General features: G+C 69.6%; 14 protein-coding genes. 6 read left to right on the top strand and 8 right to left on the bottom strand.

The window, feature by feature from the left end:
- Positions 1–61 precede the first annotated feature (61 nt).
- The 5 genes from AJAP_RS03555 to AJAP_RS45025 all read right to left on the bottom strand — a co-directional run bounded on the left by AJAP_RS03555 (position 62) and on the right by AJAP_RS45025 (position 3,639).
- Positions 62–664, bottom strand: coding sequence for a cupredoxin domain-containing protein (locus AJAP_RS03555; RefSeq protein ID WP_038508140.1), 603 nt, complete (start codon positions 662–664; stop codon positions 62–64).
- Positions 661–1,119, bottom strand: coding sequence for a hypothetical protein (locus tag AJAP_RS03550; protein ID WP_038508138.1), 459 nt, complete (start codon positions 1,117–1,119; stop codon positions 661–663). The genes AJAP_RS03555 and AJAP_RS03550 overlap by 4 nt, the downstream gene beginning before the upstream one ends.
- Before the next feature lie 73 nt (positions 1,120–1,192).
- Positions 1,193–2,146, bottom strand: coding sequence for a cupredoxin domain-containing protein (locus AJAP_RS03545; RefSeq protein ID WP_038508135.1), 954 nt, complete (start codon positions 2,144–2,146; stop codon positions 1,193–1,195).
- 26 nt (positions 2,147–2,172) lie between these two features.
- Positions 2,173–3,075, bottom strand: a complete 903-nt coding sequence (locus tag AJAP_RS03540; RefSeq protein WP_038508134.1) for a copper resistance D family protein — start codon at positions 3,073–3,075, stop codon at positions 2,173–2,175.
- Between the two features lie 3 nt (positions 3,076–3,078).
- Entirely contained in the window at positions 3,079–3,639 is a 561-nt protein-coding gene (locus AJAP_RS45025; protein WP_063777791.1) for a hypothetical protein, read from the bottom strand.
- A gap of 337 nt (positions 3,640–3,976) precedes the next feature.
- Here AJAP_RS45025 and AJAP_RS03530 point away from each other — a divergent pair, with 337 nt between their 5' ends.
- The 6 genes from AJAP_RS03530 to AJAP_RS03505 all read left to right on the top strand — a co-directional run bounded on the left by AJAP_RS03530 (position 3,977) and on the right by AJAP_RS03505 (position 8,026).
- Positions 3,977–4,504 carry a copper resistance CopC family protein gene (locus tag AJAP_RS03530; protein ID WP_084098021.1) on the top strand — a complete coding sequence of 176 codons (528 nt, stop codon included), beginning with the start codon at positions 3,977–3,979 and terminating at the stop codon, positions 4,502–4,504.
- Positions 4,505–4,649: 145 nt separating this feature from the next.
- A complete protein-coding gene (locus AJAP_RS03525; RefSeq protein WP_038508132.1) occupies positions 4,650–5,306 on the top strand; it encodes a glycosyltransferase family 2 protein in 657 nt (218 codons plus the stop codon).
- The gene (locus tag AJAP_RS03520; protein WP_038508130.1) at positions 5,303–5,947 is read left to right on the top strand and encodes a TIGR04282 family arsenosugar biosynthesis glycosyltransferase; all 645 of its coding nucleotides are present in this window, start codon (positions 5,303–5,305) and stop codon (positions 5,945–5,947) included. Before AJAP_RS03525 ends, AJAP_RS03520 begins: the two co-directional genes overlap by 4 nt.
- A complete protein-coding gene (locus AJAP_RS03515) occupies positions 5,944–6,552 on the top strand; it encodes a methyltransferase domain-containing protein (RefSeq protein WP_038508128.1) in 609 nt (202 codons plus the stop codon). Before AJAP_RS03520 ends, AJAP_RS03515 begins: the two co-directional genes overlap by 4 nt.
- Positions 6,549–7,616, top strand: coding sequence for a molybdopterin-dependent oxidoreductase (locus AJAP_RS03510; protein ID WP_038508126.1), 1,068 nt, complete (start codon positions 6,549–6,551; stop codon positions 7,614–7,616). The genes AJAP_RS03515 and AJAP_RS03510 overlap by 4 nt, the downstream gene beginning before the upstream one ends.
- Positions 7,613–8,026, top strand: a complete 414-nt coding sequence (locus tag AJAP_RS03505; RefSeq protein ID WP_038508123.1) for a hypothetical protein — start codon at positions 7,613–7,615, stop codon at positions 8,024–8,026. Before AJAP_RS03510 ends, AJAP_RS03505 begins: the two co-directional genes overlap by 4 nt.
- Before the next feature lie 339 nt (positions 8,027–8,365).
- Here the strand turns inward: AJAP_RS03505 and AJAP_RS03500 are convergent, their stop codons facing one another.
- From AJAP_RS03500 to AJAP_RS03490, 3 genes are all read right to left on the bottom strand, one after another.
- Positions 8,366–9,781 (bottom strand): S1C family serine protease, encoded by a 1,416-nt coding sequence (locus tag AJAP_RS03500; protein WP_038508122.1) that lies wholly within the window; start codon positions 9,779–9,781, stop codon positions 8,366–8,368.
- Between the two features lie 72 nt (positions 9,782–9,853).
- A complete protein-coding gene (gene galT, locus AJAP_RS03495; protein ID WP_038508120.1) occupies positions 9,854–10,936 on the bottom strand; it encodes a galactose-1-phosphate uridylyltransferase in 1,083 nt (360 codons plus the stop codon).
- Positions 10,933–11,733: a DeoR/GlpR family DNA-binding transcription regulator gene (locus AJAP_RS03490; RefSeq protein WP_038508117.1), complete on the bottom strand. Its 801-nt coding sequence runs from the start codon at positions 11,731–11,733 to the stop codon at positions 10,933–10,935. The genes galT and AJAP_RS03490 overlap by 4 nt, the downstream gene beginning before the upstream one ends.
- Between the last annotated feature and the right edge of the window lie 52 nt (positions 11,734–11,785).

Here is an 11,785-nt window from a genome sequence, read left to right as displayed (position 1 = left end):
CGCGTTCCCGGCGCGAAACGACGCGTCGGCGCCGTCCGTCAGAACTCGGTAAGACCTTCCCTCACCCGCCCGGCCGCGACCCGACCAGGAGCAGGCACAGCACCGCCACCGCGGTGACGACCCCGGCGACCAGCAACATCGGGTCGAGTGACGGGCCGGTGGCCGCCGCCTGCTGGGTGACCGGAGGAGCGGGCGCCGGGGTCTCACTCACGGGCGCCGCACTGCTGCTCGTCGGAGGCGAGCTCGACGACGGAGCCGAAGACGCCGTCGGCCGGGCCGTGGTCTGTTTCGAAGGTGTGGGAGACGGCTGCTTCGTCGCCGTTTCCGCGGCGAGGACGGTGACCGTCGCGCGCATGTCCGGATGCACCGAACAGTAGTAGGAATACGTGCCCGGCTTGGTGAAGGTGTAGCTCCAGCTCTGCCCCGCCGAGAGCTGCGGACTGCGGAATGCGACCGGGGCGCTCGTCGTGACGACGTCGTGGGGCGCCTGATCGTGCTGCATCCAGGTGACCGTGTCCCCGGCCCGCACGGTGAGCGCCGCCGGGCCGTACGCGTAGTCCTGCATCATCACCTGCTGCGTGGCCGCGTCCACCGGGGGCGCCAGGCAGAGGGCTTGCAGGATGAGGAAGGCCGCAGTCAGGAGGAGACCGGCGAGCCGCTTCATCGGACGAACTCGATGGCGATCTCGACGTGGACGCGGCGGACGTACCACGGCGCGCGGCGCGGCCGGGGAAGGATTCCTTTGGCCCACAAGACGATCCCTTCTTCGTCGACCGGACGCAGCTCGCCGGACAGCACGAGCGGGCGGTCGCCGATCCATCCGTCGATCCGCACCCGCCGTCCCTCCACGACGAACTCGCCGGAGGTGAACGTCAGCACGCGGGCGTCGTGCCGGATCAAGTACTTCAACGGCCATGGATAGGTGCGCACCGAAGGGACGTCCAGCTCGACGAAGAGCGCGGGATCCTCCGAGACGTCCAGATATCCCGCGGTCGCGGTGAACCTGGCGCGTGCCAAGGGGAAACGCAGGAATCTGAGCGACGGCTCCACGACGCAACGATCCGGACGAAGTGTGCGGCCGGTCCCGGCCGGGGCCGGCAGGAGTTCGGTGTCGGACATCGCTCGTCTCCGTACTCGGGAAGGTGGATACTGGCGAAGGGCCCGGCCGGCCGCTTACCGGCCGGGCCCCCGGCTAGCAGCTCGCCTGGTTCAGCAACGGCGTGAGCACGGTTTCGAGCCACACCGTATGGGTCTTGAGGTACTGGTCGAGGTTCAGCAGATCGGCGACCTGCTGACCGGGTGACGTCTCCAGATGCGCGGATTTGAGATGCGCGACGATCGGTGCGAGCGTGTCGGCGACGACCTTGTCGGCCGATCCGTCCAGCACCGGGGCGAGGACGGTTTCCAGCCACACCGTATGGGTCTTGAGGTACTGGTCGAGATTCAGGATGTCCTGGACCTGCTGCCCCGGCGAGGTCTGCAGGTGCGCCGCCTTGACGTGGTCGATGATCGGCTGCAGCACCCCCTTCGGGACACAGGACCCGCCGCCGGGGGTGGTGGACGGCATCGAGTGCGTCGGGCTCGAAGTCGGCTTCGAGGTCGGCGGGGCACTCGTCGGCGACGACGTCGGCGGAGTACCCGAGCCCTCCACCTTGACCGACGCCTTCATGTCCGGGTGCACCGAGCAGTAGTAGGAGTAGTCCCCGGCCTTGGTGAAGGTGTGACTGAAGGTCTGTCCCTGTTGCAGCGTGGGCGAAGTGAACTTCTCCGGGCCGTCGGTGATGACGACGTTGTGGGGCGCGGTGTCGTGGTTGGTCCAGGTCACCGTGTCGCCGACGGCGACGGAAAGGCTCGCGGGGCTGTACTTGTACCCCATGATCTCGACGGTCTTGGCCGACGCGGTCGCCGCCTTCTCCTTGGCGAGGCCCTGGTACAGCGGGACCGCCAACGGCCCCTGCTTCGACAGCGCGGCCAGGTCGACGTCGGCGCTCTGGGCGGTGTCCGCCTGCTGCCCGCCGCGCAGGGTGGCGAGGCTGAACAGCGCGACACCCAGGGCGAGGATCGCCACCGCCACCGGCCAGATGCGCCGGGCGGGCACCGGCGGCGGCGCTTCGGCCGTGGGGTTCCCGGTCTCCTGGTTGTCCATTGAGGACACTCCTTTCGGTTGGACGGTCACCGGCCGGGACTGGCCGTGACGAGAAGGCTCGCCGCGACGAGGACCACGATGACGAGCGCGGTCTCGGCGGCGACGGAATGGACGAAGGGGCGGACGGTGGCGGCGTCCCCGCGCAGGACCACCGCGAAATCCAGGCGCCGGGCGACCCAGCTCTTGCTGCCCTGTGCGAGCACGAGGACGACCGCGAGGACGAGCAACTTGATCACGAGCGTGCGCCCGTAGTCCGTTGTGGACAGTCGATCCCAGCCGCCGACCGTCTGCCACGCCAGCACGACACCCGCCACGATGACGGCGAAGACGGAGACCATGGCCAGCCGGGAATAACGCGGCACGACGGCGGCGAGGTCGCCGGGGTCACGCCGGGACAGCACGCCGAACAACAGGACGGCCAGTCCCCCGATCCAGGCGCAGATCCCGGCCAGATGCACGAGATCCGCGACCTGGGTGAGCAACGGTCGCCCGCTTTCGACCGCGTGCCCGGTCAACCCCGTCGTGCGCAGAAGCCCGAGTGTCACCACGCCCGCGCCGACCCGCCACGCGGTCGACGTCGCCGCGTTCCGGCCGCGCTGCATCAAGTCGGCGAGGACGACACCCGCCAGCAGCCACAGCAGTGCCTTCGCGAACCAGACGCGCCCGAACTGGGTGTCGAGCACCTGCCCGAGCAGGTCCCAGTCGAACAGGTCCGCGGCCGGCCGTTGCGCCGCCCATGCGCCCTGCAGGCCGAGACCGGCGACGGTACCGGCGAAACCGAGCAGCCAACCGGTTCCGACGACCTTGCGGGCGCGGCCCTGCCCCGCGCCGTCCGGCCACAGGAACGCGAGGAAGAACAGGCCACCCGTGAACAGGGTCATGCCGAAGTAGTCCACGCAGCGGGCGAGTACGTACCAGGTCTTGACCATGGCTCACCGAACCGGAACGGGAACGGTTTCGAGGACGACCGTGCCGTCCGCCGCGCGGCAGTACCCGAGCAGCGTCGCGCCGAGCCCGTCCGCCCCCGTCACACCGAGGCCCCCGGTGACGCCGCCGAGCAGCGGAAGCGCGGCGACCGTGTCCAGAACCTGTTGCACCGCACCGGGTTGACATACCGGAAGCTCCTCCGGTGGCGGCGGCGGTGTGGTCGGCGGCTCCGGATGCGGATGCGTCGGCGGCACGGGTTCCGGTGGCGGCGCCGAAGGACCGGCGTCGACACCGCCACCGGGCCCGGGCGGCGCCACCGGGGCGGGGGCGTCGGTGACCGGAACCGCCGGCAGGGCAGGAATGGGCGCGGGAGGCGGCGGTTTCCCGTCCGGCACCGGCGACGGGCCGGACGGCGCGGGCTGGGCGATCACCGGCGGCGGGTTTTCCGCCGCCGTCCCGGGTTTCAGCCCGAGACCCGACGCGTATCCGACCACGATCACGACCGCGCCGGTGAGGCTCGCCGCGATCAGCTGGTCCCTGCGCGGGACGATAGCTCGCAAAGCCACGAATAGTCCTCTCCTACGAAGGAGAAATGGGGAACGGCTCGATGGGCGAGAAGAAAACCAGCTGCCGCGTTACCTGGCATGATCGTCACATGAAGCCCAGGTAAAGGAACCCGGCCCGATGACTCCGTCCGGCTGTGAATTCCTCCGCCGAATGCCCGGCCCGTGCCGCCGAACGAGTGAAGCCTGTCCGATTTCGAGTGCTTCTTCGTCAGAAGCGGTGAGTTTTCGTTAACACGGTTGTCGCACGAACCCTCTCCACCGCAACGCGTCCGACCATTCCGTCGCCCACCATGGGCGTCCACTCCCGGTCCACCGACGCGATTGCGAGGACCCGACCATGCCGCTTTTCCCGTCATCGGTGCGAAATGCCGTGATGGCCGTTTCGGTGCTGTTCATGGCGCTCGCCGGCGCCCAACCCGCGATGGCGCACAGCGTGCTCGTTTCGAGTGATCCGGCGAAGGACGCCTCGCTCGCTTCCGCGCCCGCCGCCGTCACCTTGGTGTTCAACGAACCGCTCGACCGCGGCTTCACCGAATTGGCCGTTCTCGGTCCGGACGGCACGTCGCGTTGGGAAGGCGGACCGCCTGTGGTCACCGGAGAGAAGCTGTCCGCCCCCCTTCGAGCGCTGGGCTCCGCCGGCGTCTACACGGTGAAGTACCGCGTGGTTTCCGCGGACGGTCACCCCGTGTCGGGTTCCGTCCCGTTTACGCTCACCACGGCGGGTCTGGGGACGGCCGCCGCCCCGAAGGTGCGGACCGAGACCGCTGTGGCGGACGACAACGTGCCCGTGTGGCCGTGGATCGCCGGGGCGGCGCTGGTCGCGCTCGCCGGGGCGTTCGTGGCGAGGCGGATCGCGAAACCGTGACGGCCGGGCACCTTAGCCCCGTCCCGGCCGCCCTGCGGGCCGGGCGCGGGATCCGTCAGAACTCGGTAAGAACTTCGCCGACGTCATGATTCGGTAAGCACGGCAAGGGTTTTCGTCCGTCCATCTCGGACTTAACGTGCTTTGCGTGAACGATGACCAGGTTGACGTCGTGCTCCCCTGTCTCGACGAGGCCGGTGCCCTGCCCGGCGTACTGGCGGCGTTGCCCGAGCGGTATCGGGCGATCGTCGTCGACAACGGCTCCACGGACGGTTCCGCCGAGATCGCGGCCGGGCTCGGGGCGAAGGTCGTCCACGAACCCCGGCGCGGCTACGGGGCCGCCGTGCACACTGGGTTGGAAGCGGCGACGGCGGACGTCGTCTGCTTCGCCGATGCCGACGGTTCTCTCGATCTCGCCGAACTGCCGATGCTCGTCCACGGCCTCGCGGACGCGGATCTGGCGGTCGGGCGACGGGTGCCGACCGGGCCGGGAGTCTGGCCGTGGCACGCCAGAGCCGGAAACGCGCTGATCTCGTCGCTGTTGCGGCACAAGGGATTGCCCGTCCGGGACATCGCGCCGCTGCGGGCGGTCCGACGGCAGGCGCTGCTCGATCTCGGCGTCACCGATCGCGCCTTCGGCTATCCGCTCGAACTGCTGATCAAGGCGAAGCGCGCGGGCTGGCGGGTCACCGAATTCGACGTGTCCTACGGCGAACGCGCCAAGGGCACGAAGTCGAAGGTCTCCGGCTCACTCCGAGGAACCTTGCGCGCCACGCGGGATTTCGGACGGGTGCTGAGCCGATGACCTTCTGTCTGTTGATCGTCGCCAAGGCGCCCGTGCCCGGTTTCGCGAAAACGCGGCTGTGCCCGCCCGCGACACCGGAACAAGCTGCCGAGATCGCGGCCGCCTCACTGCTCGACACCCTCGATGCCGCCCTTCGGACCCCGGACGCACGCGTGGTCGTCGCCATGACCGGCGACCTCGGCAAGGCTGCCCGCGGCATGGAAATCGCCACAGCACTCCGAAAAGCCGACGTGATTTCCCAGCGCGGTGAAGGTTTCGATATCCGGCTTGTCAACGCGCACACGGACGCCCCTCGCCCCGGGGAGCCGGTCCTGCAGATCGGCATGGACACGCCTCAGGTCACTCCGGCGCTCCTGGCGGCAGCGGCGAACAGGTCCGAAGATTCCGTCCTCGGGCCTGCCGAAGACGGTGGCTGGTGGGCACTGGGACTCAAGGATCCGTTACACGCCAAGGCGCTCGCCGGGGTCCCGATGTCGCGTGACGACACCGGACGGCAGACCCTGCGCGCACTGGCGGACGTGGGGCTGCACCCCGGGCAGCTGCCCACACTGTCCGATGTGGACACGATCGCGGACGCACGACGTGTCGCCGAGGTGGCACCGCACGGCCGGTTCGCCCGAGCGGTGGCCGAAGTCCGGTGACCGCCTTCGACCGCGGCCTGCTCGGCCACCGCTGCTGGCTGGAACTGGCGACCGGTGAACGCGTCGACCTGCCGGTGGACCGCTGGACAGCCATCCCCTGCGAAGGCGACGAAGTCCTCCTCGACGCCTGTGACGGCCCGACCCTCGACGTCGGCTGCGGCCCCGGCAGGCTCACCGCCGGGCTGTCCGAACGCGGCGTCGCCTCGCTCGGGGTCGACATCTCCGCCACCGCCGTGCGGCTCACGCACGACCGGGGCGCCGCCGCGCTCCACCGCGACGTCTTCGACCGGCTCCCCGGCGAAGGACGTTGGCGGCATGTCCTGCTCGCGGACGGGAACATCGGCATCGGCGGTGATCCGCACCGCCTCCTGACGCGGATGGCGGAGCTGATCACCACCGGCGGGACGGTGCTCGTCGAACTCGACCCGCCCGGCCGCGGCCTCCGCCAGGACCGGGTCCGCCTGCGCCCCGACGACGGCGCCTGGTTCACCTGGGCGTGGGTCGGGGTCGAAGCGATCGCGGACCTCGCCGCCCGTACCGCGTTCCGCGTCGCCTGGTCCACCAGCCACGGCCACCGCTGGTTCGCCTGTCTGGAGAAAGCATGAACACGCCTTCGGAGCGCGTGACGTCCCGGATCGGGCTCGCCCTCGCCGTCACGTTCACCCTGTGTTTCGTCACCGGCCTGATCAGCCATCTCATCCAGCATCCACCGTCGTGGTTCGGCTGGCCGAGCCGTCCGGTCTGGCTGTACCGGGTCACGCAGGGCACACACGTGATCTCCGGGATCGCGTCGATTCCCTTGCTGCTGGCCAAACTCTGGAGTGTCTACCCGAAACTCTTCGAACGCCCGGTGATCCGTTCGCTGCCGCACGCGCTCGAACGCCTGTCGATCCTCGTGCTTTCCGCTGCCGCGTTCTTCGAACTCGTCACCGGCCTGTTCAACGTCGCGCAGAACTATCCGTGGAACTTCTACTTCCCGCAGCTGCACTACGCGGTCGCGTGGGTGGCGATCGGCTCGATCCTGGTGCACATCGCGGTGAAGCTCCCCATCGTCCGCCGCTCGCTCACGACGAAGCCCGAACCCTCGCGGCGCGCCTTCCTCCGCGCGACCTGGCTGGCCGCCGGTGTCGCGGTCGTGGCGACCGCCGGAGCGACGGTTCCTCTGCTGCGCACCGTTTCCGGGCTGTCGTGGCGGAGCGGCAAAGGCCCGCAGGGGTTGCCGGTGAACCGGACCGCCGCGGCGGCCGGTGTCCTGGATGCGGCGAAAGACCCGAACTGGCGGCTCTCGGTGGTGACCCCGAGCGGCACGAAAACCTATTCGCTGGAGGAACTCCGCGCCCTGCCGAGGACTTCGGCCGAACTGCCGATCGCGTGCGTCGAGGGCTGGAGCGAGTCCGCCCGCTGGAACGGGGTCTCGCTGCCGGAGTTGTTGCGGCACGCCGGAAGTACGCCGGGCACGCCGGTCCGCGTGTTCTCGCTGGAGAAGGCGGGGCCGTACGGGATCAGCGATCTCCCCGGCGAGCACACCGCTGACGAACTCACCCTGCTGGCGCTGGAACTCAACGGCGAGGTGCTCGACGCCGACCACGGCTTCCCGTGCCGGATCATCGCCCCGAACCGGCCCGGCGTCCTGCAGACGAAATGGGTCACCCGCTTGGAGACGCTGTGAAGACGTTGCGGTTGCTGCTGTTCCTGCCCGGTCTCGCCGCGCTCGCGTGGGGCGCGGTGCTGTTCTCCGAGTACGCGTTCCCGCTGCGCCCGGACGTCTTCGGGACGCTCGGCTGGCTCGCCGGCGGTCCTCTGGTCCACGATCTGCTGATCGCGCCGCTCGTCGGCGCCGTGGGCTTCGCGCTGAGCAGGTTCCTCCCGGACCGATGGAAGACACCGGTGAAGACGGGCGCGGTGCTCACCGGTGTCCTGACGCTGCTCGCGTTCCCGTTGCTGTGGCGGCCTTTCGGCGGCGCTCGGAATCCGGGCCTGCACGACGCCGACACCGTCACGGGCCTGCTCGTCACCCTGGCGGTCGTCTGGCTCGGCGTGCTCGTGACCGTGTTCTTCAGGCGGAAGGCGCGTTATTGAGGGGTAGGGCAAATGTGGCGTGGTCACGCCTCTGTGTCGGAACCCTGCCGTCACCCTTGCCTGCCTGAAGTACGTGAAGGACCCCTTCCTTGCGTCTAGCGCAAGGAAGGGGTCCTTCACGTACTTGGGGAAGGTGTGAAGGGCTCCTTCACTACCTTGAGCGTAGGGAAGGAGGCCTTCACGGACACGTCACCCGACACGACATGTTTGCCCTACCCCTCAATAAAAGGGGCCACGCGCGACCGGGATTGGCAGCCGGTCGCACGTGGCCTCCGAGGTCCGGCCCGCTGGGGGTTCGAGCCGGAGTTGGTCTCGGCCGCGCACTGCGGCCGAGCGTCTTCAGTTCGGCGTGACGGGCTGGCCGCCGAGGGTCACCTCGATGACCTTGTCACCGCTGAGGGTGAACTTCACCTTGTCGTTCGGCGCCCTGGTGCGGATCTCGGCGACGAGCGCGTCGGCGTTGGGGATCGACCGGTCGTCCAGCTTCGTCACGACGTCGCCGGATTTGAGGCCCGCCTTCTCCGCCGGGCTGCCCGGCGTGATCTCACCGAGCTGCGCGCCACCGGTCGGCGCCGTCTGCACTCGCGCGCCGATGAAGGTCTGCGTGGCCTGGCCGGTGTTGATGATGTCGTCGGCCGTGCGGCGCGCCTGGTCGATCGGGATCGCGAAACCGATGCCGACGTTGCCGCCGCTCTCGCCGCCCTGGCCCTGCGCGGACTTCGGGCTGTAGATCGCCGAGTTGATGCCGATGACCTGGCCCGCCATGTTCGCGAGCGGGCCGCCCGAGTTGCCGGGGTTGATCGCCGCGTCGGTCTGCACCGCCGACATGACCGTGGTCTGGTCGCCGTTGCCACCGGCGCTCACCGGCCGGTTCAGCGCGCTGACGATGCCCGACGTGACCGTGCCCGTCAGCTCGAACGGCGAACCGATCGCGACCACCGGCTGCCCGACCCGCAGATCGTCGGACCGGCCGAGCTCCACCGGGGTCAGGCCGCTGACGCCGCTGACCTTCACCACGGCGATATCCGTCGTGGGGTCGCGGCCGACGACGGTCGCCGTGCCCTTCTTACCGTCCTGGAACACCGCCTGGATCTGCCCGCCACCGGCGGCGACCTCGACGACGTGGTTGTTGGTCAGCACGTAACCGTCGGTGCTGAGCACGAAGCCGGAGCCCTCGCCCGCCCCCGAGCGGCCGGAGACCTGCAGCTCGACCACGCTCGGCGACAGCTTCTGCGCCACGGACTCGACCGAACCGGCGGGCAGGTTGCCCGTCTGCTGGGCGGGCTTCGGCGCGTCGAGCGCGTTCACCGCGGAACCGCCGGACCCGTCACCGGTCAGGTAGCCGACCGTGCCGCCCGCGACCCCGCCGACGACGAGCGCGATCGCCGCGACACCGGCGAGCAGCTTGCCCGAGGTGGACTTCTGCGCCTGGCGCTGCTGCGGGACCGCGTAGACCGACGGACCCGGCTGGGTGAACGGCGTCTGCTGGCCGGGGATCTGGTGACCCTGGGTGTACTGGCCCTGGGCCTGGTGTTCCTGGGTCTGAGTCTGCTGGGCCTGGGCTTGAGGCGACCACGGGTTGTACTGCTGCTCCGCGGGGTAGGCCTGCTGCGCTCCGGTGTGCGGAGTGGCATGGCCGCCGAGGCCGGTCGCGTCGGGCTGCTGCGGCGCGGGCTGAGCCGCCCAGTTCGCGCTCTGCTCCGCGTCCGGCCGATCGCCGGCGGGCCGCGCCTTCTCGGCGTCGTTCTCGGTCATGTCTTCACCTTGCGGGATGGTCCTGAGAAGTTCCTGAGCCAAAGCTGTGCATCGCACATGAGTATGGCCCTGTCAGCGGGTGGCGCGCAGCCTGTCCGCGATCTGCTCGGGCGTGGCGTCGTTGATCCACACGGCCATCCCGGACTCCGAACCCGCCAGGTACTTCAGCTTGTCCTTGGACCGCAGGACCGAGAAGACCTCCAGGTACAGCCAGCCGAGTTCGCGGTCGCGTTTGGCGGGCGCCTGGTTCCAGGCCGCGATGTAGGGCAGCGGCCGGTCGTAAAGCCCGTCGCAGCGGCGGAGAACTTCGAGGTAGACGTCGGCGAAGTCGTCACGCTCGGCGTCGGAAAGCGCGGGGATGTCGGGCACCTGGCGATGCGGCACGATCTGGACCTGCACGGGCCAGCGCGCGGCGGGCGGCACGAACGCCGTCCAGTGCTCACCCGCGACCACGACCCGTTCCCCGGACGCCCGCTCGGCGGCCAGGACGTCTCCCATCACCGGACGGCCGTGCTCCGCCTCGTAGGCGCGGGCGACCTCCAGCAGGCGCTCGGTCTTCGGCGTGACGAACGGGTAACCGTAGATCTGACCGTGCGGATGGTGCAGGGTCACGCCGATCTCTTCGCCGCGGTTCTCGAACGGGAAGACCTGCTCGACACCGTCCATCGCGGACAGTTCGGCGGTGCGGTCGGCCCAGGCGTCGACGACCGCGCGGACCTGTTTCGCCGTCAGCCCGGCGAAAGAACCGTCGTGGTCGCTGGTGAAGCAGACGACCTCGCAACGGCCGACACCCGGCGCGACCGGCACCAGCCCCGCTCCATCCACTGTGGACGAATCACCGAGGACGTTGCGGGCGAAGGAAGGGAACCGGTTCTCGAACACCGCGACGTCGTAGTCCGGCTCCGGGATCTCACTGGGTTTCCCGGGTTTGGTGGGGCACAACGGGCACAGGTCGGCGGGCGGCTTGTAGGTGCGTGTCTGCCGGTGCGCGGCCATCGCGACCCATTCGCCGGTCAGCGGGTCACGCCGGATCTCCGACGCGGCTGCGACCTGGGGCAGGTCACGCGTGTCCTCGGCGGTGCGTTCGGGCGCGCCCGGTGCGTCGAAATAGATGATCTCCCGGCCGTCGGCCAGGTGCCTAACCGTGCGCTTCACGCTTCTTCAGCCTCAGCCGTCTCCGCCGTTTCGGCGATCATCAGCTCACCCGCCTGCTCGATGAGCGTTTCCCTTGCGTTGTCGGACAAACCGTCGTCCGAGACGACGACGTCGGCCTCTTCGAGCCCGGCGATGGTGGAGATCCCGACGATGCCCCATTTGGTGTGGTCGGCCAGCACGACCAGCTTGCGGCCCGCCTCGACCAGCGCGCGGTCGGTCTCGGACTCGGTGAGGTTCGGCGTGGTGAACCCGGGGCCGTCTGCCATCCCGTGCACGCCGAGGAAGACGACGTCCAGGTGCAGCGACCGCAGGCTCTGCACGGCGACCGGCCCGACCAGCGCGTCCGACGGGGTGCGGACGCCGCCGGTGAGGACGACCGTGCGATCCGGCTGGTTCGCGCCGCGCAGCACGTCGGCGACCTGGATGGAGTTCGTGACGATCGTCAGGCCGGGGACCTCGTCGAGTGCCCTGGCCAGCGTCCAAGTGGTGGTGCCGGCGGAGATGCCGATCGCGGTGCCCGGCCGGACCAGCCCGGCGGCGAGCGCGGCGATGGCCTCCTTCTGCGCGCGCTGGCGCACGGACTTGGCCTCGAAACCGGGTTCGTCGGTGCTCTTGCCGACGATGGAGGTGGCGCCGCCGTAGACCTTTTCGACCAGGCCCCGGCTCGCGAGCACGTCGAGGTCGCGGCGCACCGTCATATCGGAAACGCCGAGCCTCACGACGAGATCGCTGACCCGGACCGCCCCGGTCCGGCGCGCCTCCTCGAGGATCACCGCCTGTCGTTGCCGCGCGAGCAAGACGCCTCCGATAGCTACACTGGATCAATTACACAAAATCCTACACGATCAA

The organism is Amycolatopsis japonica (assembly GCF_000732925.1).
In the GTDB taxonomy this organism is placed as follows: Bacteria; Actinomycetota; Actinomycetes; order Mycobacteriales; family Pseudonocardiaceae; genus Amycolatopsis; species Amycolatopsis japonica.
The sequence above is the reverse complement of the archived record's forward strand: the minus strand, read 5'-3'. Positions and strand labels throughout refer to the sequence as shown.

Excerpts from the sequence above, each read along its gene's own strand:
- AJAP_RS03555 (WP_038508140.1), bottom strand. The coding sequence starts at position 664 with ATGAAGCGGCTCGCCGGTCTCCTCCTGACTGCGGCCTTCCTCATCCTG.
- AJAP_RS03550 (WP_038508138.1), bottom strand. The coding sequence starts at position 1,119 with ATGTCCGACACCGAACTCCTGCCGGCCCCGGCCGGGACCGGCCGCACA.
- AJAP_RS03545 (WP_038508135.1), bottom strand. The coding sequence starts at position 2,146 with ATGGACAACCAGGAGACCGGGAACCCCACGGCCGAAGCGCCGCCGCCG.
- AJAP_RS03540 (WP_038508134.1), bottom strand. The coding sequence starts at position 3,075 with ATGGTCAAGACCTGGTACGTACTCGCCCGCTGCGTGGACTACTTCGGC.
- AJAP_RS03530 (WP_084098021.1), top strand. The coding sequence starts at position 3,977 with ATGCCGCTTTTCCCGTCATCGGTGCGAAATGCCGTGATGGCCGTTTCG.
- AJAP_RS03520 (WP_038508130.1), top strand. The coding sequence starts at position 5,303 with ATGACCTTCTGTCTGTTGATCGTCGCCAAGGCGCCCGTGCCCGGTTTC.
- AJAP_RS03510 (WP_038508126.1), top strand. The coding sequence starts at position 6,549 with ATGAACACGCCTTCGGAGCGCGTGACGTCCCGGATCGGGCTCGCCCTC.
- AJAP_RS03500 (WP_038508122.1), bottom strand. The coding sequence starts at position 9,781 with ATGACCGAGAACGACGCCGAGAAGGCGCGGCCCGCCGGCGATCGGCCG.